The 24,378-nt window shown below is 70.8% G+C and carries 26 protein-coding genes; 16 read left to right on the top strand and 10 right to left on the bottom strand.

What is annotated here, in order from left to right; genetic code table 11:
- Positions 1 to 390, bottom strand: a 390-nt coding sequence (locus ACFOWB_RS24250; protein WP_378149886.1) for an MJ0042-type zinc finger domain-containing protein, incomplete at its 3' end; no start/stop codon positions are given.
- A 172-nt stretch (positions 391 to 562) separates the two neighbouring features.
- Between ACFOWB_RS24250 and ftsE the strand changes: the two genes are divergently transcribed.
- The 5 genes from ftsE (at position 563) to ACFOWB_RS24275 (ending at position 4,362) form a co-directional block, all read left to right on the top strand.
- Positions 563 to 1,222 (top strand): cell division ATP-binding protein FtsE, encoded by a 660-nt coding sequence (gene ftsE, locus ACFOWB_RS24255; RefSeq protein ID WP_378149889.1) that lies wholly within the window; start codon positions 563 to 565, stop codon positions 1,220 to 1,222.
- Complete coding sequence (locus ACFOWB_RS24260; protein ID WP_378149891.1) at positions 1,219 to 2,190, top strand: cell division protein FtsX; 972 nt, start codon at positions 1,219 to 1,221, stop codon at positions 2,188 to 2,190. Before ftsE ends, ACFOWB_RS24260 begins: the two co-directional genes overlap by 4 nt.
- Positions 2,191 to 2,267: 77 nt before the next feature.
- Positions 2,268 to 2,978, top strand: a complete 711-nt coding sequence (locus ACFOWB_RS24265) for a YdcF family protein (protein WP_378149893.1) — start codon at positions 2,268 to 2,270, stop codon at positions 2,976 to 2,978.
- A 74-nt stretch (positions 2,979 to 3,052) separates the two neighbouring features.
- A complete protein-coding gene (locus ACFOWB_RS24270; protein WP_261405311.1) occupies positions 3,053 to 3,781 on the top strand; it encodes a lysophospholipid acyltransferase family protein in 729 nt (242 codons plus the stop codon).
- Positions 3,782 to 3,852: 71 nt separating this feature from the next.
- Positions 3,853 to 4,362, top strand: coding sequence for a hypothetical protein (locus ACFOWB_RS24275; protein WP_261405310.1), 510 nt, complete (start codon positions 3,853 to 3,855; stop codon positions 4,360 to 4,362).
- Here the strand turns inward: ACFOWB_RS24275 and ACFOWB_RS24280 are convergent.
- Entirely contained in the window at positions 4,263 to 4,817 is a 555-nt protein-coding gene (locus ACFOWB_RS24280) for a gamma-glutamylcyclotransferase (protein ID WP_261405309.1), read from the bottom strand. The two genes, ACFOWB_RS24275 and ACFOWB_RS24280, sit on opposite strands and share 100 nt — an antisense overlap.
- 124 nt (positions 4,818 to 4,941) lie before the next feature.
- Here ACFOWB_RS24280 and ACFOWB_RS24285 point away from each other — a divergent pair, with 124 nt between their 5' ends.
- Complete coding sequence (locus ACFOWB_RS24285; RefSeq protein WP_261405308.1) at positions 4,942 to 5,982, top strand: DUF2125 domain-containing protein; 1,041 nt, start codon at positions 4,942 to 4,944, stop codon at positions 5,980 to 5,982.
- Positions 5,983 to 6,135: 153 nt separating this feature from the next.
- On the opposite strand, the gene hemA is transcribed toward ACFOWB_RS24285, so the two are convergent.
- From hemA to ACFOWB_RS24300, 3 genes are all read right to left on the bottom strand, one after another.
- Positions 6,136 to 7,365: a 5-aminolevulinate synthase gene (gene hemA, locus ACFOWB_RS24290; RefSeq protein WP_261405307.1), complete on the bottom strand. Its 1,230-nt coding sequence runs from the start codon at positions 7,363 to 7,365 to the stop codon at positions 6,136 to 6,138.
- Between the two features lie 92 nt (positions 7,366 to 7,457).
- The gene (locus ACFOWB_RS24295) at positions 7,458 to 9,128 is read right to left on the bottom strand and encodes an ABC transporter permease (RefSeq protein WP_261405306.1); all 1,671 of its coding nucleotides are present in this window, start codon (positions 9,126 to 9,128) and stop codon (positions 7,458 to 7,460) included.
- A 147-nt stretch (positions 9,129 to 9,275) separates the two neighbouring features.
- A complete protein-coding gene (locus tag ACFOWB_RS24300) occupies positions 9,276 to 10,298 on the bottom strand; it encodes a Fe(3+) ABC transporter substrate-binding protein (RefSeq protein WP_261405305.1) in 1,023 nt (340 codons plus the stop codon).
- Positions 10,299 to 10,756: 458 nt separating this feature from the next.
- Here ACFOWB_RS24300 and dapB point away from each other — a divergent pair, with 458 nt between their 5' ends.
- From dapB to ACFOWB_RS24315, 3 genes are all read left to right on the top strand, one after another.
- Entirely contained in the window at positions 10,757 to 11,563 is an 807-nt protein-coding gene (dapB, locus tag ACFOWB_RS24305; RefSeq protein ID WP_261405723.1) for a 4-hydroxy-tetrahydrodipicolinate reductase, read from the top strand.
- A gap of 94 nt (positions 11,564 to 11,657) precedes the next feature.
- Entirely contained in the window at positions 11,658 to 12,296 is a 639-nt protein-coding gene (locus ACFOWB_RS24310; RefSeq protein WP_261405304.1) for a 2,3-bisphosphoglycerate-dependent phosphoglycerate mutase, read from the top strand.
- Between the two features lie 114 nt (positions 12,297 to 12,410).
- The gene (locus ACFOWB_RS24315) at positions 12,411 to 13,556 is read left to right on the top strand and encodes a TraB/GumN family protein (RefSeq protein ID WP_261405303.1); all 1,146 of its coding nucleotides are present in this window, start codon (positions 12,411 to 12,413) and stop codon (positions 13,554 to 13,556) included.
- A gap of 3 nt (positions 13,557 to 13,559) precedes the next feature.
- Here the strand turns inward: ACFOWB_RS24315 and ACFOWB_RS24320 are convergent, their stop codons facing one another.
- Positions 13,560 to 13,784: a hypothetical protein gene (locus ACFOWB_RS24320; protein WP_378149899.1), complete on the bottom strand. Its 225-nt coding sequence runs from the start codon at positions 13,782 to 13,784 to the stop codon at positions 13,560 to 13,562.
- Positions 13,785 to 13,859: 75 nt separating this feature from the next.
- Positions 13,860 to 15,104 (bottom strand): penicillin-binding protein activator, encoded by a 1,245-nt coding sequence (locus tag ACFOWB_RS24325; protein WP_378150033.1) that lies wholly within the window; start codon positions 15,102 to 15,104, stop codon positions 13,860 to 13,862.
- Positions 15,105 to 15,253: 149 nt separating this feature from the next.
- Between ACFOWB_RS24325 and rsmI the strand changes: the two genes are divergently transcribed.
- From rsmI to ACFOWB_RS24355, 6 genes are all read left to right on the top strand, one after another.
- Positions 15,254 to 16,195 carry a 16S rRNA (cytidine(1402)-2'-O)-methyltransferase gene (gene rsmI, locus ACFOWB_RS24330; protein ID WP_378149901.1) on the top strand — a complete coding sequence of 314 codons (942 nt, stop codon included), beginning with the start codon at positions 15,254 to 15,256 and terminating at the stop codon, positions 16,193 to 16,195.
- 3 nt (positions 16,196 to 16,198) lie between these two features.
- Positions 16,199 to 16,564 carry a YraN family protein gene (locus ACFOWB_RS24335; protein WP_261405299.1) on the top strand — a complete coding sequence of 122 codons (366 nt, stop codon included), beginning with the start codon at positions 16,199 to 16,201 and terminating at the stop codon, positions 16,562 to 16,564.
- Between the two features lie 14 nt (positions 16,565 to 16,578).
- Positions 16,579 to 17,535: a glutathione synthase gene (gene gshB / locus ACFOWB_RS24340; protein ID WP_261405298.1), complete on the top strand. Its 957-nt coding sequence runs from the start codon at positions 16,579 to 16,581 to the stop codon at positions 17,533 to 17,535.
- 181 nt (positions 17,536 to 17,716) lie between these two features.
- Positions 17,717 to 18,589: a penicillin-insensitive murein endopeptidase gene (gene mepA / locus ACFOWB_RS24345; protein ID WP_378150035.1), complete on the top strand. Its 873-nt coding sequence runs from the start codon at positions 17,717 to 17,719 to the stop codon at positions 18,587 to 18,589.
- An 82-nt stretch (positions 18,590 to 18,671) separates the two neighbouring features.
- Positions 18,672 to 19,838 (top strand): homoserine O-acetyltransferase MetX, encoded by a 1,167-nt coding sequence (metX, locus tag ACFOWB_RS24350; RefSeq protein WP_261405722.1) that lies wholly within the window; start codon positions 18,672 to 18,674, stop codon positions 19,836 to 19,838.
- A 26-nt stretch (positions 19,839 to 19,864) separates the two neighbouring features.
- Complete coding sequence (locus tag ACFOWB_RS24355) at positions 19,865 to 20,329, top strand: VOC family protein (RefSeq protein WP_261405297.1); 465 nt, start codon at positions 19,865 to 19,867, stop codon at positions 20,327 to 20,329.
- A gap of 22 nt (positions 20,330 to 20,351) precedes the next feature.
- On the opposite strand, the gene ACFOWB_RS24360 is transcribed toward ACFOWB_RS24355, so the two are convergent.
- The 3 genes from ACFOWB_RS24360 to ACFOWB_RS24370 all read right to left on the bottom strand — a co-directional run bounded on the left by ACFOWB_RS24360 (position 20,352) and on the right by ACFOWB_RS24370 (position 23,018).
- Positions 20,352 to 20,867 (bottom strand): hypothetical protein, encoded by a 516-nt coding sequence (locus ACFOWB_RS24360; RefSeq protein WP_261405296.1) that lies wholly within the window; start codon positions 20,865 to 20,867, stop codon positions 20,352 to 20,354.
- A 109-nt stretch (positions 20,868 to 20,976) separates the two neighbouring features.
- Positions 20,977 to 22,347 (bottom strand): sensor histidine kinase, encoded by a 1,371-nt coding sequence (locus ACFOWB_RS24365; RefSeq protein ID WP_261405295.1) that lies wholly within the window; start codon positions 22,345 to 22,347, stop codon positions 20,977 to 20,979.
- On the bottom strand, positions 22,344 to 23,018 hold the full coding sequence (locus tag ACFOWB_RS24370; RefSeq protein WP_261405294.1) for a response regulator transcription factor: 675 nt from the start codon (positions 23,016 to 23,018) through the stop codon (positions 22,344 to 22,346). The genes ACFOWB_RS24365 and ACFOWB_RS24370 overlap by 4 nt, the downstream gene beginning before the upstream one ends.
- 351 nt (positions 23,019 to 23,369) lie before the next feature.
- On the opposite strand from ACFOWB_RS24370, the gene ACFOWB_RS24375 reads away from it, so the two are divergent.
- Positions 23,370 to 24,365, top strand: a complete 996-nt coding sequence (locus ACFOWB_RS24375; RefSeq protein ID WP_261405293.1) for a DMT family transporter — start codon at positions 23,370 to 23,372, stop codon at positions 24,363 to 24,365.
- Positions 24,366 to 24,378: the final 13 nt, after the last annotated feature.

The raw sequence follows: 24,378 nt of genomic DNA on the forward strand, positions 1-24,378 counted from the left end.
GCCCGCCGCGCTCGTCCGGCGACGACGGGCGAGATACCCGCCGACGCCCCGCGGAGCGCCGCGCGCCGGCTTCGGCGCGGCCCCGTCGATCCGCTCGGGGCGTTCGATCACCTCGATCTCGCTCGCTTCTTCGAGGCTGAGAATGGGTTCAGGCGCCGTCACGACGACGACCGGCGCCTCCAAGGGCTGCGCGACGACGGCCGGAGCCTCGGTTTCGATCTCGGCCTCCGCCGCGGCTTCCGGGGCGTCGACCGGCGCCGTCTCGTGGTCCGGCGTCGCGTACCATTCGTCGCGGCAACGCTGGCAGCGCACCTTGCGGCCGGCGCCAAGCCTGTCGGCCGGAACCCGGTAGCTCGCCTCGCAGGAAGGACAGGTGATCGACGTCAGCATCGGCGGTTTCGTCGGTCTCGGAAGCGGACACTGGGCGAAGATCGGCGCGGACGCATGTCGCCACGCGCGCTCGAGCCGTCGACGACCACGCCACTTTATCGTTAATGGCTCGTTAAAATCTCCGCGCCACAACGGTCGGAGCCGGTTTCGCCGGAGGCCAAGGACGCGTCACATGCTGCGTTTCGAGAATGTCGGTCTGCGCTACGGGCTGGGGCCCGAGGTCCTGCGCGACCTGACCTTCTCCATCGAGCCGAACTCGTTCCAGTTCCTGACGGGCCCGTCGGGCGCTGGAAAGACGTCGCTGCTGCGCCTGATGTTCCTCGCATTGAAGCCGACGCGCGGCCTCGTGAAGGTGTTCGGGCGAGACATCGTCACCCTGCCGCCCCGGGATCTTCCCTCCCTGCGCCGCCGCGTCGGCGTCGTGTTCCAGGATTTCCGCCTGCTCGACCACATGACGACTTACGAGAACGTCGCGCTTCCCCTGCGCGTCTCCGGCCGCGAGGAGGCGAGCTACCGCGCCGAGGTGACCGAGCTGCTCGGCTGGGTCGGGCTCGGCGACAAGCTCGACGCGCTGCCGCTGGTTCTGTCGGGCGGCGAGAAGCAGCGCGCGGCGATCGCCCGCGCGCTTGTCGGACAGCCCGAGCTGCTGCTCGCCGACGAGCCGACCGGCAACGTCGATCCGCAGCTCGCGCGCCGGATCCTCCGGCTGTTCGTCGAGCTGCACAAATCCGGCACGTCGGTCGTGATCGCGACCCACGACATCGCCCTCATGGACCTCGTCGACGCGCGGCGCCTCGTGCTGCATGACGGCCGGCTGCACGTCTACGAATGAGCGCCTCCCCCACGTCCTCGAAGGCGTCACCCGCCGCCCGGCCGGCCGGCAAGCCCGCGTCGCGGCAGAACCGCAGGCTCGGGCCGATCGTGCCGTCGTCTTCGGTCTCGGGCCGCACGCTGCTGATCGTCATCGCGATCATGACCTACCTCGCCTCGCTGACGCTCGGGGCCGTCGACCTCACGCTCGGGGCGGCGGACGCCTGGGAGCGCGACGTCGTGCGCGAGACCACTGTGCAGATCCGGCCGGCGGAGGGCCGCGACCTCGACGTCGAGGCCGCGACCGTCGAGCGGCTGGCGCGCGCGACGCGCGGCGTCTCGGAGGTGCGGACCTATTCGAAGGACGAGACCGCGCGCCTGCTCGAGCCCTGGCTCGGCTCGGGCCTTGCGCTCGACGACCTGCCGATCCCGCGCCTGGTGGTGCTCAAGCTCTCGGCCGAACAGGCGTTCGACGCCGACGGGCTGAAGCAGGCGCTCGCCCAGGAGGCGCCGGGCGCGACGCTCGACGACCATCGCCGCTTCCTCGACCGGCTGGTGGCGATGGCCCGGGCCGTCGTGTGGCTCGGCATCGGCATTCTCGCGCTGATGCTGGTCGCGACCGCGCTTTCGGTGGTGTTCGCGACGCGCGGCGCGATGGCGTCGAACCGCGACATCGTGCAGGTGCTGCATTTCGTAGGCGCGCGCGACAGCTACATCGCCGGACAGTTCCAGAACCGCTTCCTGCGGCTCGGGCTCCGGGGCGCGCTCGTCGGCGGCGGCGCTGCGATCGCGACCTTCTTCGCCGCCGGCATGACGGCGTCCCAGGGGGTCGGCAGCGCGACCGTCGACCAGATGGACGCGCTCTTCGGCTCGTTCGAGATCGGCCTGTCGGCCTATCTCGGCGTCGCCGTCCTCGCATTCGTGGTCGCAGGCCTCACCGCCGCGACGTCCCGGCTCACGGTCTACAAGACCTTGCGCGCCATGGACTGAACCTGCATCTCGTCGGCGGCGACTGGACGCCGCGTCCGGCGAGGCGCACTCTGGAGGCTCGAAGCGACATCGCGACGATGGCGACCCGGTCTGACAGCATACCGACGGAGCCGGCCCGCGGGCCGGACGCCTCGCCCTTCCGCAGGGCGCTGGCGACGCTCGCCGTGATCACGGGCGGCTGCGCGGCGCTGATGTTCGCCGGCTTCCTGCATTTCGTGCAGCTGGTGCCGGGCGCCGAACAGTCGACGCCGGCCGCCGGCGACGGCATCGTGGCGCTGACGGGCGGCGCGGAGCGGCTGTCGGACGCGCTGCGCCTGCTGGCGTCGGGCCGCGGCAAGCGGCTGCTGATCTCCGGCGTCCATCCCGAAACCACCGAGCGGGAGCTCGCCCGCGCCCAGCCGGATTACGCCGCTTTCGCGCGCTGCTGCGTCGATCTCGGCCGGCGCGCGCTCAACACCGCGGGGAACGCGGTCGAGACCCGCCGCTGGGCGGTGGGCCACGGCTTCCGCTCGCTCATCGTGGTGACTTCGGGCTATCACATGCCCCGCACGATGATGGAGCTCGCGCGTGAAATGCCGAACGTCGAACTGATCCCCTATGCGGTCGTCACCGACCGCCTCAAGGGCGAGCACTGGTGGCGGGACCTGGACACCGCGCGCCTGCTCGCCGGCGAATATGTGAAGTATGTGGCGGCGCTCGTCAGGGTCCGGCTCGCGCCGCGCCTCGCCAAGGCGCCTGTCGGGGCGGAGACCGTGCAGGGACCGGCTGAGCCGGCCGCCCGCTCCTGAGCGCGATCCTTCCCGCAGAGCCCGACGCCGCCGTCGAGCCTTACGCCCCCGGCGCGCCCCGCGCCGGCAAGACCGTGCGCAAGCGCGTCGTCGTCTTCAACGTCGCGATGGCGGCGCTCGTCTGCGCGGTCGCGCTCGTGACGGGACCGTTCGTGCTGATCCTGCCGCGCGGCGTCGCGATCTCGGTCGCCGACTGGTGGTGCCGCGCCAATCTCAAGCTGCTGCGCGCGCTGGTCGGCATCGACCTCGAGATCCGCGGCGTCGAGAACATCCCGAAGGGCGCGGCGCTCGTCGCGGCCAAGCACCATTCCGCGCTCGAGACCTTCGGCCTGATGCCGTCGCTCAGCGACCCCGCCTTCGTGCTGAAGCGCGAACTCACCTGGCTGCCGTTCTTCGGCTGGTTCCTGCTCCGCATGAAGATGATCGCGATCGACCGGAAGGCCGGGAGCGAGGCGCTCGTCCAGATCATCGAGCAGGCCAAGGTGGCGGCCGCCGACGGCCGGCAGATCGTGATCTATCCGGAGGGCACGCGCCGCAAGGTCGGCGAGGCGCCGCGCTACAAGCTGGGCGTCGGCCATCTCTACGAGCGGCTCGGCCTGCCCTGCCATCCGGTCGCGATCGACGCGGGCGTGTTCTGGCCCAAGGGCACGATCGCGCGCCGCCAGGGACGGGCCGTGATCGAATTTCTCGATCCTATCCCCGCAGGTCTCGACCGCGTGGCGTTTCAGGAAATGGTGCGCCAGAGGATCGAAACCGCGACTGAGGCGTTGGTGGCGGAAGCAAGGTACGGAAAGCGCAATTGAATCGCGCATTTGTATTCTATCGATAATTTGACTTTCGACAATTATAGTGTCCCTACTTGAGTAGGGTTGCCGTGAAGGTGATTCGTATGATCGAGGGCAAGTCCGAAGAAGGTCAGATCGACGCGCTCGCCGCCGCTTCGCCGGAGGCCGTGTCGCCGGAAGACGACGGCCTTGCGCTTGTGGCCCGGGAAGGCGGTTTCGAGGATCGCTACCGCATCTGGCGCGGGCGCTCGGGCCGCCGCTATCTCGTTACCGTCATGCCGCTCGGCGACGCGATGCGCGTCGAAGGCGCCATCGTCCTGCTCGTCGCGATCGAGCCCGGCGGCGGCCGCGAGATCGTCTGGGCCGGCCAGAGCGGAGACCTGCTCCCGGGACTCATGCTCTCGCCCGCCGCGCAGCTCGAAGCCCATGTCCACCTGCTCGCGGCCAATCCCCAGCGCCGCAAGGAGGCGCTCGAGGATCTCGTCAGCGGCACGCAGGCCTATTCCTCTGTGCTGACCGTCAACGCCGCCGCGAGCCAAGACAAGGTCGGATCGCCGACGCCGAGCCGGTCGAGCTCCCGAGCGGTGTTCACGACGTAATCGGGGTTTGGGCCTGCGAGCCCGACGCTCCCCGCGACGCGCTCCAGCGTCTCCTCCGGCGACAGCAGCCCGACATATTGCGGATGGTCGCGGTCTACCACATAGGCGACCGCTTCGACCGTGCGCCCGTCCTGCAGCTTCGCCGGCAGCATCGTTTCGAGATAGACCCGCGTCACGAGTTCGCGCTCGCGCAGATAAGCGAGCGTGTCGGCGACGCGCGCCGCCTCGACGCGAAACGCCACCCCGCAGCACGAACCGCCCTCGTCGAGCCCGAGCACGAGGCCGGGACGCTCGGGCGTGCCGCGATGGCGATGGGATTCGATGCAGAGCGCGCGATGATAGCCGTCGACGGTGGCGCAGGAGCGCTCGGCCGCCTCGAAGCCTGGCCGCCACATCAGCGAGCCATAGGCGAACACCCAGAGATCGATGTCTGTCGGTATTCCGCTGTCGGTCATCGGTCGCTCAACCGGCGCGAATCGGCGGGCGCTTGACGGCGGCCGACCCGCATGTCTCGGGTACCAGCCCCGCGCGGGTCCGGCAAGGTCGGCGCCGCGCCGCAGCATCGAGGTCCACCACGCGATGACGGACGCCGCCCCATCACCCGGCCCGCGCCGCGGGCGCTGGCGCCTCTTCGCGCCCACCCTGCTGCTGCTCGTCGGCTGCGCGGCGTGGACGGGCTTCTGGTTCTGGGCCGCGGGCCGCGCCGGCGAGGCGATCGACGTCTGGCTCGCCCGCGAGGCGAAGCTCGGCCGGACCTACGCCTGCGGCGGCCGCGACATTCAGGGCTTCCCGTTCCGGATCGAGGTCGACTGCCGCGACGTCAGCGTCCGGCTCGCGGCCGAGGGCGGTGAGATCGCCGCGACCGCCCCGCGATTCGTCGCGCTGGCGCAGGTCTATGATCCCAAGCGCCTGATCGGAATTCTCCACGGCCCGGTGGCCGGAACCGCGCCGGACGGGACGCGGATCGACCTGTCGTTCTCCGACGCGCGCGGAAGCGCGCGGGTCGAGGGAAGGACGGTCGAGCAGGCGTCGCTGCGCGTCGAGACCCCGCGCCTGACGATGGGCGGCGAAGAGGTCGGGACGGCGAAGGCGCTCGAGGCGCATCTGCGCCGCGCGCCCGACGCGGAGCGCGGCACCTACGACCTCGCCGCGGCGCTCGAGGAGGCGGTCTCGCCGTTCTTCGACGCGGCGCCGGTCGGCTCCGGACCCGTCGCCGCCGAACTCCAGATCCGCGCGAGCGGCCTCGAGGATCTGCATCCGGGATCGCTCCCCGACCGTCTGCGCCGCTTCGCCGAGGCCGGCGGACGGGCGCGCGTCGACCTGCTGAAGATCTCGCGCGGCGACGTCGCCGCCGAGGCCAAGGGCGAGGCGCAGCTCGACGTCGAGGGTCGGGCGAACGGCCGCTTCGACGTCACCGCGCGCGGCGTCGACAGTCTCGTCCAGTCCTTCGCGGGCGAGGAGAAGGGCGGGCTGTCGTCGCTGTTCGGGGTCGGCGCGAAGCTGCTGGGCAAGCCCGCCGAGCTCGACGGCAAGCCCGCCACCACCTACCGGCTGAAGCTCGACAAGGGGCGGCTGTCGCTCGGCCCCATCCGCCTGACGCGACTGCCTCCGGCGTTTTGAGCGGGCGGCGGCGCCCGTCATCCCGGCCGAAGAGCCGGGATCCGGAACCGGAACGGTGGATTGAGAATCCCGGAGCGCGTCGGTTCTGGATCCTGGGACAGGCCCGGGATGACCGGCGGGGGCTCGAGCGCCTCTGCGGCGTTGCGGCCTTACTTACTCTGCGGCCATCGCCTGGTAGCGGCGCGGCAGGTCGAGCTTCGACCACACCGCGTCGAGCGCGTCCGCGAGATCGCGCACCAGCGCGTCGTCGTGGAGCGGCGAGGGCGAGATGCGCAGCCGCTCGGTGCCGCGCGGCACCGTCGGGTAGTTGATCGGCTGGATGTAGATCCCATGGTCGGCGAGCAGCATGTCGGAGGCGGCCTTGGCCTTCTCCGGGCAGCCAACCAGCACCGGCACGATGTGGGTCTCGGACGCCATCACCGGCAGGCCGCGGCCCGCGAGCGCGAGCTTGGTCTGGTTGGCCTGGCGCTGGTGACGGTCGCGCTCGGCCTGGCTGCTCTTGAGATGCGCCACCGAGGCGCGCGCCGCGGCCGCGATCGCCGGCGGCATGGCGGTGGTGAAGATGAAGCCCGGCGCATAGCCGCGGATCGCGTCGACCACCGGCTGCGAGGCCGTGACGTAGCCGCCGATCACACCATAGGCCTTGGCGAGCGTGCCCTCGATGACGTCGACGCGGTGCATCACCCCGTCGCGCTCGGCGATGCCGGCGCCGCGCGGACCGTACATGCCGACCGCGTGGACCTCGTCGAGATAGGTCATGGCGTTGTGTTCTTCGGCGAGGTCGCAGATCGCGCCGATCGGCGCGACGTCGCCGTCCATCGAATAGACGCTCTCGAAGGCGATCAGCTTCGGCCGGTCGCGGCCGGCTTCCTTCAGCAGGCGCTCGAGGTCATAGAGATCGTTGTGCTGGAAAATCTTGCGCGCGCAGCCCGAGCCGCGCATGCCGGCGATCATCGAGGCGTGGTTCAGCGCGTCCGACAGGATCAGGCAGTCGGGCATCAGCCGCGCGATGGTCGAGATCGAGGCTTCGTTCGACACGTAGCCGGAAGAGAAGACGAGGCCCGCCTCCTTGCCGTGGAGGTCGGCGAGCTCCTGCTCGAGCAGGACGAGCGGATGGTTGGTGCCCGCGATGTTGCGCGTGCCGCCGGCGCCTGCGCCCACCTTCTCGGCGGTCTCGGTCATCGCCGAGATCACGCTCGGATGCTGGCCCATGCCGAGATAGTCGTTGGAGCACCACACCACGACCTCGCGCGGCCCCTCGGGCGCATGCCAGGTGGCGCGCGGAAAGTCGCCTGCTCGTCGCTCGAGGTCGGCGAACACGCGATAGCGCTTCTCGGTGTGCAGCTGTTCGACCGCACGGCGGAAAACGTCGTTGTAACTCATCGAACGTCCCATCCTGGGCGAGTTCATAATCATTCTAGGCCGAAATGTCGTCATCAGAAGGGATGACGGCGACAGATGGCCGCGCAGAATGGTTACGCAGGTTCCGGCGCGGCTGCTTGTGCGGGACCGGCCGCCGCGTGCGCCACCGCCGCGCGTCCGCTCGCCTTGGCGATGAGCGCCACGGGCGCCAGACCCACGATCACGATCGCGAGCGCCGCCACCGCGCCGCTCTCGTAGGACCCGCGCGCCGCCTCGCCATAGACATGGGTCGCGAGCGTCTCGAAATTGAGCGGTCGCAGCAGCAGCGTCGCGGGCAGCTCCTTCATGCAGTCGACGAAGACCAAGAGCGCCGCGGCCCCGATCGCGGGCGCGGCCAGCGGGGCGTGGATGCGCCACGCGACGCCCGTCGGGGTCTGGCCGAGGCTGCGCGCCGTGTCGTCGAGGCTCGTCGGTATGCGCGCCAGCCCCGCCTCGATCGCGCCCGCGGGGATCGCGAGGAAACGCACCACATAGGCGTAGATCAGCGCCGCGCCCGAGCCCGACAGCAGCAGGCCGGTGGAGACGCCGAGCCACTCGCGCGCCAAGCCGTCGACGGCGTTGTCGAAGGCCGCGAGCGGCGTCAGCAGGCCGACCGCCACCACGACGCCCGGCATCGCGTAGCCGACGCCTGCGGCCCGCAGCGCCGGCCGGGCCGGCGCGCCGCAGACGCGGACCGCATAGGCCGCCGCGAAGCCGAGCGCGACGGCTGCGGCGGTGGCGAGGCTTGCGAAGGCGAAGCTGTTGGCGGCTTCCCGGAAGAGTTCCGGCGGCATGCCGAAGGCGCGGACGCGGGCGAAGGCCTCGCCGGCGAGATGAAGCGCAGGCGCTCCGAAGCCGACCAGCACCGGCGCCGCGCAGATCGCGACGCAGAGCGCCTGGCCCAGAGGCCCGAGCTCGCGGGGGCTCGCGCGGCGGCCCTGCCGGGCGGAGCTCATCGAGCGCTGCTTTCGCCGCGCCCAGCGTTCGAGCGCGACGAGCGCGACGACGAGCGCCAGCATCATCAGCGCGATCTGCGCCGCGCCTTCGACGGAGGAGCGGTTCACCCAGGTGGAGTAGACCGAGACGGTGAGCGTCCGCACGCCGAGGAACTCCGCCGCGCCGACGTCGTTCAGCGCTTCCATCAGCGCAAGCGCCGCGCCGACCGCGATGGCGGGACGGGCGAGCGGCAGCGCCACGGTGAAGAAGGCGCGCAGCGGGCCGGCGCCGAGCGTGCGCGGAACCTCGAGCACCGCCGCGGACTGCATCGCGAAGGTCGCGCGGGCGGTGAGGTAGACGTAAGGGTAGAGGGTCGCGCCGAGCAGCAGGACGCAGCCGCCCATCGAGCGGATGTCGGGCAGGCGGAATTCGCGGGGGCTCGAAAAGCCGAGCAGCCATCGCAGCCCCGATTGCACGGGGCCGAGCGGATGCAGCAGGTCGGCGTAGGCGAAGGCCGCCACATAGGCCGGCATGGCGAGCGGCAGCAGCAGCGCCCATTCGAAGAGGCCGCGGCCCGGAAACCGGAAGGCCGCGACCGTCCATGCGGTCCCGACGCCGACGATCGAGACCACGAGGCCGACGCCGAGGAGAAGCGTCGTGGTCTCCTTCGCGGCCTGGGGCAGAACGAAGGACCAGAGATGCGGCCAGAGCTCGCCCGAGCCCTGCGCCGCCAGTCCCGCGAGCCCCAGGACCGGCGCGAGCGCGAGCGCGGCCGCGCCGAAACCTGCGATCAGCCAGCCCCGCGTCATCGAAGCCAAAGCTCCACCGTCATGCCCGCGTCTTCGCGGGTATCCACGACTTGCTCGTAAAGCGCGGTGGGCGCCCAAGTCGTGGATACCCGGCTCCGCCGGGCATGACGGCGTCCGAGCGACCTGAGCCCCACCAGCCGGACAAGGTCAGCTGTCGAAGCCGACCTCGTCGATCAGCGCGGCGGCGTCCTTGCGGTTCTTCGAGATGTCGACCAACGGGGTCTCGTCGATCTTGAGCGCGCCGAAGGCCGCCAGGATCGGGTCGACCGGGGCGCCGGCCTTCACGGGGTATTCGTAGTTCGCCTTGGCGTAGATGCCCTGAGCTTCGTCGGAGACGAGATATTCGAGCAGCTTCACCGCCTCGTCCTTGTTCGGGGCGTTCTTGGCGACCGCCGCGCCCGAGACGTTGGCGTGGGTGCCGCCGTTCTTGAAGGTCGGGAGCACGACCTCGATGGCGTCGGCCCATTTCTGCTGCTCGGGGCCGCTTTTGCCCGAGCGCATCAGCCCGACATAGTAGGAGTTCCCGATCGCGACCGAGCAGGTGCCCGCGGCGATGTCCTTGGCGCCGTCGCGGTCGCCGCCGGCGGGCTTGCGGGCGAGGTTCGCCTTCACGCCCTGCAGCCACGCCTTGGTGGCGTCGCGCCCGTCGCGGGCGATCATCGCGGCGATGAGCGAGGTGTTGTAGGGGTGCTGGCCCGAGCGGATGCAGACCTTGCCCTTCCACTTCGGGTCGGCGAGGTTCTCATAGGTGAGGCCCTTGGCGGCCGCGGCGTCCTCCTTGGCCACATAGGCGACGCGGGTGCGCATCGAGAGGCCGTACCACTGGCCGCCCGGATCGCGGAACGCGGCGGGGATCGCGCCGTCGAGCGTCGAGGACGAGACCTTCTGGCCAAGACCCTTGTCCACGAGGTCGATCAGGTTGCCGAAGTCGACCGTCATCAGGATGTCGGCCGGCGAATTCGCGCCTTCGGCGGCGACGCGCTCGGCCAGCCCCTTCTCGACGAAGACGGTGTTGACCTTGGTCCCGGTCTTTTCCGCATAGGCGTCGAGCAGCGGCTTGATCAGGCCGGGCTCGCGGGTGGTGTAGACGTTGACCTCCGCGGCGAAGGCCGGGGCGGCGAGGGCGCTGGCGAGAAGCGCGGCGGCGCCGGCGAGAAGACGTGCGGTCATCGGGTGTGGCCTTGGGTCCGCGCCTCCCCACGCCGCGCGCGGTTGCGGACCTTTGAGGCCACACGAGGCGTGATTTCCTTGACGCTCGGCCGAGGCGGAATCAATCGGCGCTCGGAAAGTTCAACGGTTTCGAATGAGAATGATTCAAATCAACAGGGGCGGCGGGCCTGCGCGCGACCAGCCTTCCTTCCTTCCTTCCTTCCTTCCTCCCTCCCTCGGAGAGGGGAGGGTGGCGCGCCGCGGAGCGGCGTGACGGGTGGGGTCGCAGGGCCTAGTGCGCCGCCGTCCTGCTCGATGACGCGGCGACTGCGCCCCTTCCTGAAGCGCACCCCACCCTAACGCTCCCCTGTCCCAGGGGAGGGAGACCCGGAGCCCGCTCCTCTTCTCTCGCTCCACGACCCATCCCCCTGCTATGAGGGCGCGCCACGCCGCGAAGTACGGAGCCAGTCGCCATGCCCATGCGCCTTGTCGTCGCCGGAGCCGCCGGCCGGATGGGCCGCGCGCTGATCCGCGCGATCGCGGAGACCGAGGGAGCCGAGCTGTCCGGGGCCTTCGAGCGCGCGGGCTCGGACGCCATCGGCAAGGATGCGGGCGAACTCGCCGGCGTGGGGCCGCTCGGCGTCGCGGTGACCGACGATCCGCTGCCGCTGGTCGCAGCCGCCGAGGGCGTCATCGACTTCACGGTCCCGGACGCGACAGTCGCGCTCTCCGAGCTCGCCGCGCAGGCCCGCATCGTCCATGTCATCGGCACCACGGGCATGTCGGAGACGAACCTGCAGCGCCTCGACGCCGCCGCGCGCCACGCTGTCGTGATCCGCTCCGGAAACATGAGCCTCGGCGTCAACCTTCTGGCCGGCCTCGCCCGGCAGGCGGCGCGCGCGCTCGGGCCGGAGTGGGACGTCGAGATCGTCGAGATGCACCACCGCATGAAGGTCGACGCGCCCTCGGGCACCGCCCTGCTGCTCGGCGAGGCGGTGGCCAAGGGCCGGGAAGTCGCCCTCGCCGAACAGTCCGTGCGGGTCCGCGACGGCCATACCGGCGCGCGGGTCGAGGGGACGATCGGCTTCGCGACGCTGCGCGGCGGCACCGTGGTGGGCGACCACATGGTGATCCTCGCCGGGCCCGGCGAGCGGGTCGAGCTCGGCCACCGCGCCGAGGACCGGATGATCTTCGCCCGCGGCGCGGTGAAGGCCGCGCTCTGGGGCAAGGGCGCCAAGCCCGGCCATTACGGCATGGCGGACGTGCTCGGTCTCGACCGGAGCTGACGTCGAGCGACGTCGCATTCTCTTCGCACTTGCGCTAAGGGAGCGGACAGCGCCCGCCCGCGCCTTCCCCGGCCTTTGCCCCTGGAGCTTCTCGATGCAGCGTCGCCTCGTCCTCGTCCGTCACGGCCAGAGCGAGTGGAATCTGAAGAACCTCTTCACTGGCTGGAAGGACCCGGACCTTACGGAGCGGGGCGTCGAGGAAGCCAAGGCGGCCGGCGAGCTGCTGAAGACCGAGGGTCTCGTCTTCGACGTCGCCTTCACGTCGAAGCTCAAGCGCGCCCAGCGCACCTGCCAGCTGATGCTCGACGCGCTCGGCCAGAAGGGCCTCGAGACCATCGAGGACAAGGCGCTGAACGAGCGCGACTACGGCGAGCTCACCGGCCTCAACAAGGACGACGCCCGCAAGACCTGGGGCGAGCAGAAGGTGCTGATGTGGCGCCGCTCCTACGAGGTGCCGCCGCCCGGGGGCGAGAGCCTGCGCGATACGGTCGCGCGGTCGCTTCCCTATTTCGTGCGCGAGATCCTGCCGCGCGTGTTGAACGGCGAGACCGTGCTGGTGGCCGCCCACGGCAACTCGCTGCGCGCGCTCATCATGACGCTCGAGCGTCTCACCCCCGACGAGCTTCTCAAGCGCGAGCTCAAGACCGGCGCGCCGATCATCTACGAGATGAACGCCGACTCGACCGTGGCCGGCTGGCGCGATCTCGGCGCGGCCGACGAAGAGGCCGCCTGAAGACCGTCGTCTCGACCTGACGATCGTCACGGGCCCAAGCGGTCCGTGGACGGGATCCTGCCCGTCCGAAATTCCGGTTGGCGAGCGGCGCGGCGCGGCGCATCATCCGCGCCGATGGCGGTTGCGACGGTCGAGCTCGACGGGGCCGGACGACGCCGGGCGCGCCGCACGACGCTCCTGGCGATCGCGCTCGCCTTGGCTTCCGCCGCTCCCGCGCTCGCGGGCGGACAGCAGCCCGCGGCTCCCGCGATGCAGGCCGGAAGCTGGCGCGAGACCGGCCCCTCGGCGGGCCCCGCCCCGAGCGATCAAACCCAGGCGCCGGTGCTGCGGGCGGCCGACTGCGTCGGCGTCGACCTCGTCAAATCCCTGCAGACGAGCGACGCCGCCGGCTTCGCCCGGTTCGAGAATTCGGCGCGCGCGGTCGCCAACGGCCAGGGGCTGCTGTGGCGCGTCGAAGGCCGGGGCTCGAAGCCCTCCTATCTCTTCGGCACGATGCATTCGAGCGAGGCGATCGCGAAGTCGTTCGACGAGCTTGTGCTCGCCGCGTTGCGCCGCTCTCGCATCGTGGCGACCGAGCTTCCGGGCGCGAGCACGCGCCGGGTCGCGGCGGAGCTGCGCCGGCTCGTGGCCAATCGCAGTTTCCGGCCGGGCGGCGACTCGCTCGGCGCGCTGTCGCCGGACCTGCGCGCGCAGGTCGAGGAGCGCATCGCGCGCGCCGGCATCCCCGCGCCGGTCGCCGAGCAGCTGCAGCCCTGGTATCTGGCGCTCGCTTTGTCGCGCTCGCGCTGCGGCCCGCCGCCGGCCGGCGTCGACACCGAGACGGCCGACGCGCGGATCGAGCGGCTCGCGGTCGAGCAGGGGGCGCGGTTGACGGGGCTCGAGACGCCGGCCGAGCAGGTCGAAGCGCTCGCCTCGATCCCCGACGAGGTCGCGCTCCGGATGATGCGCGAGGCGACCGAAAAGGGGCTGAAGCCGGAAGACGTCGAGAGCACCATCATGGGGCTCTATTCGACCCGCCGGATCGGCTATCTGCTGGCGATGCGCGGGCCCGACTGGGCGGGCGCCTTCGACGTCGACGGCTACGCCGAGTTCATCTCGTCCTTCATCACCCGCCGCAACGCCAGCATGCTGCAGCGGGCTCTGCCGCTGCTCGGCTCCGGGGAGGCCTTCATCGCTGTCGGCGCGCTGCACCTTCCCGGCGACCGAGGCCTCGTCCAGCTCATCCGGCAGGCGGGGTTCTCGGTGACGCGGATCTGGTGAGGCTCAGAGCGCCGCGAGGCGGTCCTGGGCTGGCGCGTCGCTCTGCTCGTGATCGGCGAGCGTGCGCAGCAGATCGAGCGCGAAGGCCCCGGTCTCGTGCATCGAGACCATGATGGCCTTCTCGCTGCGCTGGACGAGATCGGTCAGGATCGAGACCGCCTGCGTCGCCGTCTCGCAGGAGGCTTCCAGCTCATGGCCCAGAGGGCCGTATGTGATGACGTATGCCATGGCGCGGGACGCTGAGCCGAGTCGGCCTCCCGCACCATTACGTTTATGGCATACCAGTCATACACTCTCAGGTGGTCATTCGCTCTGGCCCGGCGCAACCGGCGGCGAGGCCTGCGCGGTCTGGCCGGAGAAGCTCGTGGGCGCCGGGCTCACCATCACGGCGCCGCCGGGCTGCACCTTGTAGACCGCGAGCCCGCGCTCGTTGCCGCCGTCAGACTTGAACCGGAACGCGCCGTCGACGCCTGAAAAGCCCGACGGATTGACGAAGGTGTCCGAGGTCAGCGCGCCCGCCCCTTGGGTCTTCACGAGCGCGGCCACGAGCGCGGTCGCGTCATAGGCGAGCGAGGCGGTGCGCACCGGCGAAGAGCCGTATTTCGCCCGGTAGCGCTCGGCGAAGTTCTTGTAGTTGCGGTCGTCGGGCGCTGCGTACCAGGCGCCAGAAAGGCTCTCGTCGCGCGCGATCGCCGGATCGTCCCAAAGCCCGGTGCCGAGCAGCTGGAGGCGCTTCAGGTTGACGCCGTTGGTCGCCAGCATGCCGACGACGGTCTGGACGTCCGAGGCCGAGTCGGGGATGAGGAGCGCGTCGGCCTGGGGCAGGGCGCTCGAGAGCCGGGCGATCGCCTCCGACATCTTGGTCTTGTCGGACGAGTAATGCTCGAGACCCACCACGCGCCCGCCGGCCTTGGCGACCGCCGTCTGGAACGCGGCCTCGACAACCGAGCCGTAGCCGGTCTCGGGCAGCAGCGCCGCGAAGGAGCGTTTCCCCTGCGCGACCGCGTAGGAGACGATCCGCTGGACGTCGGACTCCGGCATGAAACTCAGCAGGAAGACGCCGTTGGTCGCGACGTTCTGGTCGGTGGAGAAGGCGAGCATCGGCACGTTGCGCTGCTTGGCGACCTGGCCGGCGCTCGCGACCGAATGGGCGAACAGGGGCCCGAGCACGAGCTTGGCGCCCTCGTCGGTCGCCGCGGTCGCGGCCGCGCGCGCGCCTTGCGCGGTGCCGCCGTCGTCCTTCACCACGAGCTGGATGTCGGGCGTGTTGAATTCCGCGAGCGCGAGCTCGGCGGCGTTGCGCATCGACTGCGCGGCCGCGCCGGCGTTTCCGGCCGCGCTCTGCGGCAGCACGAGCGCGACCTTGACGGCTCCCTGGCCCACCACCGCGTCGAGCGGCTTGGACTCCACCTGCGGCGTCGGGGCGGCCTGGGGCATCGGGTCGAGCGCCGCCCGGTCCATGCCGCTGTCGGAGTCGCAGGCCGCGACGAACGCGCACAGGCCTGCGACGATCGCGCCGCGCCACATCGGTCGCCAGTTGAGAAACATTACCGCCACCGCCAGTTCGACCGGTCGCCGCCCCGATGGCGACCGGCGAAGACACCGCCCCGATGGTCAGTCCCGGGAGCCGCGCGGCCGGTTTGCGCCGCAGGCTTGGCCCGATAGACTTCGCCGTTGAGTACAAGACGAGCGCACCCATGCCAAGGCCCGCGAGCCCTCGCCCGGCTTCCGAAGACCCGTCCGATCGTCGACCTCCCGAAGCTCGCGGCTACGTCCTTGCGGGCTCGCGGGTGTCGCCGGGCGCGCTCGCTCCGGGCCTTCACGTCGTCGCGACCCCGATCGGCGCGCTCGCCGACATCACCATTCGGGCGCTCGAGACGCTGGCCGCCGCGGACCTCGTTCTGTGCGAGGACACCCGCGTCACCCGCAAGCTGACGAGTCATTACGGGATCTCGACGCAGCTTCAGCCCTATCACGAGCACAACGCCGCCGAGATGCGGCCGCGCGTGCTCGCCCGGCTCGCCGAGGGCGAGCGGATCGCGCTCGTCAGCGACGCCGGCACGCCGCTGATTTCGGACCCTGGCTACAAGCTCGTGAGGGACGCGATCGTCGGCGGCTTTCATGTCGTCGCCGCGCCCGGCGCCTCGGCGGCGCTGACCGCGCTGGTGGTCGCGGGGCTGCCGACCGACCGGTTCTTCTTCGAAGGCTTCTTGCCGCCCAAGCAGGGCGCGCGACAGGCGCGGATCGCGGAGCTCGTCCGCATTCCCGCGACGCTCGTGTTCTACGAGACCGGCCCGCGGGTCGCGGCCGCCATGGCCGATCTCGCGGACGGCCTCGGCCCCCGCGAGGCCGCGCTTGCGCGCGAGCTCACCAAGCGGTTCGAGGAGGTGCGGCGGGGAACGCTCGCCGAACTCGCGGCGCAGCTCGCCGAGGAGCCCGCGCCCAAGGGCGAGATCGTGCTGGTGGTCGGACCGCCCGGCGAGGAGGCGGCCCCGCAGGCGCAGGATCTCGACGCGGCGCTCGTCTCGGCGCTGAAGCGGGTCTCGCTCAAGGACGCGGTGGCGGAGGTCTCGGCCGCGACGGGCGTCAAGCGGCGGGAGGTCTACGCCCGCGCGCTCGACCTTGCGAAGTCCGACTGATCCGTGGCCGCGGCGCCCGAGCGCATCCGCGCCTTCCGGCTCGGCCTCTCGGCCGAATCGCGCGCCGTCTGGCTGCTGCGCCTCACCGGCTGGCGCATCGTCGCCCGGCGCTGGTCGGCGGGCGTGGGCGAGGTCGACGTCGTGGCCTTGCGCGGCCGCACGCTCGCTTTCGTCGAGGTCAAGGCGCGCTCGACGTTTCGAGACGCGGCCGAGGCGGTGACGCCGCGCCAGCAGGCCCGCATCCGCCGCGGCGCCGAAGCCTTCCTTGCGAAGCGGCCCGAATTCGCCAGATATGTCGTCAGCTTCGACGTCGTGCTGGTGGTTCCCGGCCGGCTTCCGCAGCGCGTGCCGAACGCCTTCGGCCTGTAAGAGATCCGGTCCCCATGAAGCTCCGCGTCGCCGTCCAGATGGATCCGATCGAACGGATCAACATCGCAGGCGACTCGACCTTCGCGCTGATGCTGGAGGCTCAGGCGCGCGGCCACGAACTCGCCGTCTACACGCCCGACCGCCTCAGCCAGACCGGCCAGCAGGTCCATGCGCGCGTCCGCCCCTGCGAGGTGCGCGATGTGGTCGGCGACCATGCCAGCCTCGGCGAGGAGACCCGCGTCGACGTCGCAAGCGAAATCGACGTCGTGCTGCTGCGGCAGGATCCGCCGGTCGACAACCTCTACGTCTCGACCACCTACATGCTGGAGCGCGTCCATCCGAACACGCTGGTGGTCAACGATCCCGTTCAGGTGCGGAACTCGCCCGAAAAGATCTTCGTGCTCGACTACGCGCACCTGATGCCGCCGACGCTCGTCACCCGCGACAAGGCCGAGGTCGCGGCCTTCCGCGAGGAGCACAAGGACATCGTCGTGAAGCCGCTGTTCGGCCATGGCGGCTCGGCGGTGTTTCGCCTCACGAGCGACGACCTCAATTACGGCTCGCTGCTGGATTTCTTCTCCACGAGCTTCCGAGAGCCCTGGATGGTCCAGAAGTTCCTGCCGAACGTGTCCAAGGGCGACAAGCGCATCCTGATGGTGGACGGCGAGTTCGCGGGCGCGGTCAACCGCGTTCCGGCGGCGGGCGACCTCCGCTCCAACATGATCCGCGGCGGAGCGGCGCACACCGCCGAATTGTCCTCGCGCGAACGCGAAATCTGCGAGACCATCGGACCCGAGCTCAAGCGGCGCGGGCTGATTTTCGTAGGCTTCGACGTGATCGACGGATTTCTGACCGAGATCAACGTGACCTCCCCGACCGGCATCCGCGCGGTGAAGCGTCTTGGAGGCCCGGACGCCGCGGCCGCGACCTGGGACGCGATCGAGCGTCGGGCGTCGGAGGCGCGCGGATGAGGCTGGTCGAGGCCGACTGCGTGCTTCGAGACGCCGCCCTGCGGGCGGCTCCTCAGCATGAGGGATGTCGAGGATGAAGTTTCTGCGTTTCGCGCAGCGCGCCGCGAATCCTCATGCTGAGGAGCCGCGAAGCGGCGTCTCGAAGCGCGCAGTTCGCCTGTGCGCCGCTTTCGCCCTGACGATGTCAGCGCCGGTCGCCGCGCAGGACATCACGCCGCCGGGCTATGCGGTGCCGGCGCTCAAATCCGTCGGACCCGGCACGCCTGCGAAAGAGCTGTTCGGCCGCGTCGAAAAACCGAGCCAGGGCCGCGAGGAGTCGATCGGCTTCTACTCGAACGGCTGCATGGCGGGGGCCAAGGCGCTGCCGCTCTCGGGCGCGACCTGGCAGGTGATGCGGCCCTCGCGAAACCGCTATTACGGCCGCACCAAGCTCGTCTCGTTCATCCAGCGCATCTCGAAGAAGGTGGCGGCCAACACGTCCTGGCCGGGCCTGCTCATCGGCGACATGTCGCAGCCGCGCGGCGGCCCGATGCTGAAGGGCCACGCCTCGCACCAGATCGGCCTCGACGTCGACGTGTGGCTGCGCCCGATGCCGACCGCCGAGATGAACATGCAGGCGCGCGAGCAGATCATGTCGACCAATCTCGTGGCCGAGAACCGCACCGACCTCAACGCCTACTACACGAAGAACACGCTGCAGATCATCAAGATCTTCGCCACCGACCCGGAGGTCGAGCGCGTGCTGATCAACCCGGCGATCAAGCGGCGGCTCTGCATGGACGCGGGGAACGACCGGGCCTGGCTGCAGAAGGTGCGGCCGGTCTGGGGCCACGACTACCACACCCACATCCGGCTCGGCTGCTCGGGCAGCGACGCCTCGTGCAAGAGCCAGGCGGACGTCGTGCCCGGCGACGGCTGCGGCAAGGCGCTCGACTGGTGGTTCACGCCCGGCCGCCTGTTCCCGCGCCCGCCCAAGGTTCCGCCGAAGCCCGCGCCGCCGCTCACGCTCGCCAAGATGCCGGCCGCCTGCGCCGCGGTGCTGAACGGGCCGTGACAGCGCCGCTGGCGCGCCGACACGTGGGTCCGCGCCTTCCATGATTGACAGGAACGCCCCCGGGCGCTTCACCCTTGGCGCCATGAACGAGGCGACCATCGAGCTTTCAACGAACGCCGCCGCCCGCCGCGAGGCGGACGCGCCGCATTCGCTCGTCGCCGAATTCGCGGCGCCGCTCACGCTCGAGTCGGGCCAAAGCCTGTCCGGCCTGCGCATCGCCTACCAGACCTATGGAACGCTGAACGCGGAGAAGTCGAACGCGATCCTGGTCTGCCACGCGCTGACCGGCGACCAGCACGTGGCGAACGTCAGTCCCGTCACGGGCAAGCCCGGCTGGTGGACCACCATGGTCGGGCCCGGCAAGCCGATCGACACCGACCGGTTCTTCATCATCTGCTCGAACGTGCTCGGCGGCTGCATGGGCACGACGGGACCGGCCAGCACCAATCCCGCGACCGGCGAGCCCTACGGCCTCGACCTGCCGCTCGTGACCATCCGCGACATGGTCGACGCGCAGGCGATGCTGATCGACCATCTCGGCATCGAGTCGCTGTTCTGCGTAGCCGGCGGCTCGATGGGCGGCATGCAGGTGCTGCAATGGGCGGCGCGCCATCCAGACCGCGTGTTCTGCGCGCTGCCGATCGCGACCGCGCACAAGCACTCGGCGCAGAACATCGCGTTCCACGAGGTCGGGCGCCAGGCCATCACCGCCGATCCCGACTGGCGGCAGGGCCGCTATCTCGTCGAGGGCTCGACGCCCCGCAAGGGCCTCGCGGTCGCGCGCATGGCGGCGCACATCACCTATCTGTCGGAGCCGGCGCTCCAGACCAAGTTCGGCCGCAACCTGCAGGACCGCGACGCGCGCACCTTCGGCTTCGACGCCGATTTCCAGATCGAGAGCTACCTGCGCCACCAGGGCGCGAGCTTCGTCGAGCGCTTCGACGCGAACTCCTATCTCTACGTCACCCGCGCGATGGACTATTTCGACCTCGCGGCCGACGGCACGCTCGCGGGCGCCTTCCAGGGCACGAAGACGCGGTTCTGCGTCGTCTCCTTCACCTCGGACTGGCTGTTCCCGACCGAAGGGTCTCGGCAGGTCGTGCATGCGCTCAACGCCGCGGCCGCCAACGTCTCCTTCGTCGAGATCGCGACCGACAAGGGCCACGACGCCTTCCTGCTCGAGGTGCCGGAGCTGTTCGCCACCACCAAGGGCTTCCTGGACTCCGCCGCGAAGGTGCGCGGGCTCTAAGCGACGTCCGACCATACGGAGCCGTCATGGAAGATCCGTTCCGCCGCCCGGCCTTGGCGAGCGCCGTGTTCTACGCGGATCCCGCCGCGGCGCTCGACTGGCTCGAAAAGGCCTTCGGCTTCGAGCGCGTGATGGTGATCCGCGACGAAGCCGGCGCGATCGTCCATTCCGAGATGCGCCATCGCGGCGGGCTGGTCTATGTCGGCTCCGAATGGGCCGACTTCACCGCAAGCCCGGCTTCCGTCGGCGGGCGCTGCACCCAGATCCTCCACGTCCATCTCGACGAGGACGTCGACGCCCACTGCGCGCGCTCGCGCGAGGCCGGCGCCGAGATCCTGATGGAGCCGTCCGACCAGTTCTACGGCGATCGCGTCTATCAGGCGCGCGACCCGCAGGGCCATGTCTGGACCTTCGCCGAGCCGAAGCGCCATGTGTCGCGCGAGGAGGCCGAGGCCGCGAGCGGCCTCAGGATCGAGGGCTGGCCGGGCTGAGCCCAGCCAGCCAGCATTCCGATCAGAGCGTGAAGTCGAGGCTCGTCTTCGCCGTCCCGCCTTCCGGCGGCATCGGGAGCGGCACCGCGGAGCGGGAGCTGCTGCGGTTGATCAGGCCGCTCGACTGGCCGGCGCCCCAGTAGATGCTGGCGTTGGCGTAGACGATCCCTGCGAGGTTCGCGTCCGGCCAGGCGAACGGGATGGTGAGGACGCAGGTCGCCGTCGCGCCCTTGCGGGTGCTGATCATCGTCGCGTTCTCCTGGAAGGAGACGTTGTTGCTGTTGTTGTGCAGCAGGTAGCCCGAGCAGGTCGGCTTGGCGTCGGCCGGGATGTCCGACCTGATGTTGATCTTCACGGTGATCTGGACCTGGGACACCTTCACGCCCGCGGCCGGCGTGAAGCGTTCCTTGACCGCGGTCTTCTCGGCCGACTGGGCGCGCAGGATGTCGACGAGCTGCTGGACGGATTCGTCGGCGCGCGACGGCGCGGCGGCCGAGAGAACCGCGGCGCAGGCCGCGAGAGTGAGAAGTCTTTTCATGTCGCCCCCCAAAGCGCCCCATGCGCGGGGCGCTTTGGAATGACGGGAACGTGATCCCGCCGCAGTTCGTGAAACTGCGTATGCGGCGTCCTGTCCTACGGCCGGAGGGTCACGTCGTCCTGCGCGGCGCCGCCGAGGCCTCGGGAAACAGCAACCGCGCGCCGACGCCGCGCGGGGGGAGCGGCGCGATCTCGAACCGCGCGTCGTGCATCGCCGCGATACGGCGCACGATCTCGAGGCCGACCCCGAGCCCGTCGCCGAGGCGGGCCTGGCCGGGGGCGGCGATCTCCTCCGCGGCCGGCGCGTCGCGGCCGTCGTCCTCGACCGAGAAGGCGGCGCCGGGCCCCGCCCGCACCGTCACGGCTACGCCCTTTCCGCCGTGCCTCACCGCATTCTCCACGAGATTGCGGGCCGCGTTGCGGATCAGGCGCTCGTCGCCGTTCACGGCGGCGGCCCCATCCTCGACGAGCGCGATGGTCGCGCCCTTGTCGAACACCCAGGGGGCGACGCCGGCGACGACCTCTCGCAGCGCCGCCGTCAGGTCGACCGGCGCCGTGACCGGCCGGTCGGCGGCCTCGATGCGGGCGAGCGCGGTGAGCTGCTCGACGAAGGCCACGAGCTCGTCGAGCTCCGCGGTCGCGCGACGGGCGCGGGGATGGTCGACGCGCTCGAGCTCGAGCCGAATCGCCGCGAGCGGCGTGCGGATCTCGTGGCTGATGGCGGCGGTGAACAGCCGTTGCGCGGCGACGAGCTCGCGCACCCGCCCATAGCTTCGGTTCACCGCGTCGACGAAGCGCGCGACCTCGAGCGGCATGCCTTCGGCGTCGAGCCGCACGATCGGCCCGAGCGGGTCGAGCCCCCCGGCCGCCCGGGCGGCTTCCGAGACGGGCGCGAGCGAGCGCCCGATCGAATAGAGCGAGGCGCCGATCGCAAACGCCAGCGCGACGCCCGTGGGCAGGAGCATCTCCTCGACGAGTTCGGCGATGATGACGTTGGCGACGACGCCGTCCGGATCCTCGTCGATCGCCGCCTCGACATAGACGCTCCGCCCGCCGACGAGAACCTCGTGGCCGCCCTTGACCGACAGCGGGTAGCCGCTGTCGTTGCGCCGCATCCACGAGGAGGCGAGCGGCTCGTCGATCGGAAACGCCTTGGCGATGCAGGCCTCGTCGCAGCTTCGCCACAGCGTCGCGCCGTCAGGCCCGCGCACCCTCGCCGCGTAGCCGGTCGCCGCGCCGCCATAGCGGCCCGCGAGCCCGGGCGGCAGCTCGAACGTCACCTGCCCGTCGCGCAGCTTGACGCCTTCCGACAGCGCGTCGACCTCCATGTCGACGAGATGGTCGGCCATATGGTCGGGGTCGCCGAGATAGCGCCACAGCATCCAGGCCGACTGCGCCACCATGGCGATGAGCGCGAACAGCACGATCCGCCGGGCGACGACGCGGCCGAGCGTCTCGGGCCGCGACGGCCTGGCGGTCACCCGACCTCGCGCAGCAGGTAGCCGACGCTCCGCACGGTCTCGATCGCGGCCCCGACGTCGAAGGGCGAGAGCTTGCGCCGAAGCCGCGACAGCACGAGCTCGACGGCGTTGCGGCTCGTCGTGCCCTCGAACTCCGACAGCGCCTCCTCGAGATGGCCGGAGGTGACGACGCGCCCGACGTTGCGCATCAGGATTTCGAGCAGGGCGCGTTCGCGCGGCGACAGCTTCACCGGCTCGTCGCCGCAGAAGGCGGAGCCGGCCGCGGGGTCGAAGCGCAGCCGGCCGGCCTCGAGCACCGGCTGCGCCGACAGCGGCGCGCGGCGCATCAAAGCGCGGACGCGCGCCAGCAGCTCGCGGCTGTTGAAGGGCTTGGCCAGATAGTCGTCGGCCCCGGCGTCGAGCCCGCCGATCCGGTCGTCGACGCCGGCGCGGGCCGAGAGCACGAGGATGGGGGTCTGGTCGCGCGCCGCGCGGCGGGCGCGGATCAGCTCGACCCCGTCGCCGTCCGGCAGGCCGAGGTCGAGCAGGAGCGCGTCGTACTGGGCGACCGCGGTCGCGGCCTCCGCTTCGGCCATGCTGCCGACCGCGTCGATCCGCCAGCCGGCCGCGCGGACCGCCTCGGTCACGAGCTCTCGCAGGCGCTCGCTGTCTTCTATGAGTAGGAGCCTCATCGGCGCTATCGAACTCCGGCGCGCAAACGGTCTACGCCCCAGCCCCAGACCGTCTTTACGGCCTCCCCCCGAAGAATTCCAGCCGCAGAAATCTCCGGCCCCCGACAGTCGGGCGACAGGATGGAGCGCTAAGGTCGCGCCGCGGTTCGGCCGGACGGCTTCCGGAACGGTCTCGCGTGGCTTCCCCCGCCCCGAAAGGGCGTCAAAGCGGATTCCCGCCCCTCTCCGCTGCGAAAGACGCGAGTCTGGCCCGGTCGCGGGGGAGCGGCCGGGCTATTCCGCCCGACGCGCGGCAGGCTTGCGCCGACGCCGCTGGCCGCCCCTGAGCGCGCGTGCTAGCGGCTCGGGACCATGTCGACGCCGCAGGCCCCAGCAACGCCCTCCGCCGCATCCGCGGACCCGGAAGCCGCGCGCCTGTCCGAGCCGGCGGCCGCGCCGCCTCCCGCGGCCGGCGCACCCTGGGCCGGATATGCGCTGGCGGCCGCGGGCGCGATCCTGTTCTCGGCCAAGGGCGTCATCATCAAGTTCGCCTATGCGGAGGGCGTCGACACCGAGACGCTGCTTGCGCTGCGCATGGGGCTCTCGGTCCCGGTCTATGTCGCGATCGGCTTCATGGCGGTGGCGCGCGAGGGAAGGCCCGCGGCGCTTGACGCGCGGATGTTCGTCGCCGTGCTGGGCGTCGGGCTGCTCGGCTACTGGTTCGCGTCCTACACGGACTTTCTGGGCCTCAACTACATCTCCGCGCCGTTCGAACGGCTGATCCTGTTCACCTATCCGCTGTTCACGGTGCTGCTCGGCGCGGCGTTCTTCGGACAGCCCTTTCGCCTTGAGGCGCTCGGCGCCTTCGCGCTGAGCTATGCCGGCCTCGCGCTCGTCTTCACCAAGGACATGACGGTTTCTGGCGCGGAAGCCACCCAGATCGGGGCTGCGCTCGTCCTGTGCTCGGCGGTCGCCTTCGCGCTCTACCAGCTGCTGGCCAAGCCCCGGATCGGCGCGCTCGGCCCGAAACTCTTCACCTGCATCGCGATGACGGGGGCGGCGATCGGCGCGATCGTGCAGTTCCTGATCCTGCGCGATCTGTCGGTGCTGTGGGAGCTCACGACCCGCGCGTGGGTCGTCGCCTTCGTGCTCGCCTTCGTCGGCACGCTGCTGCCGACCTTCCTGCTCTCGGCCGCCCTTCACAAGATCACCGCGCAGGCCAACGCCGTGATCGGCACGGTGAGCCCGATCGCGACGCTCGCGCTCGCGGCGGTTCTGCTGGCCGAGCCCGTGACGCTGATCGACTTCGCAGGCGCGGCGCTCGTGCTCGCGGGGGTGGGCTGGTTCACGCTGGCGGAGCGGAAGTAAGCGCGCACCCTCC

The organism is Chenggangzhangella methanolivorans (assembly GCF_042648545.1).
GTDB lineage: Bacteria > Pseudomonadota > Alphaproteobacteria > Rhizobiales > Methylopilaceae > Methylopila > Methylopila methanolivorans.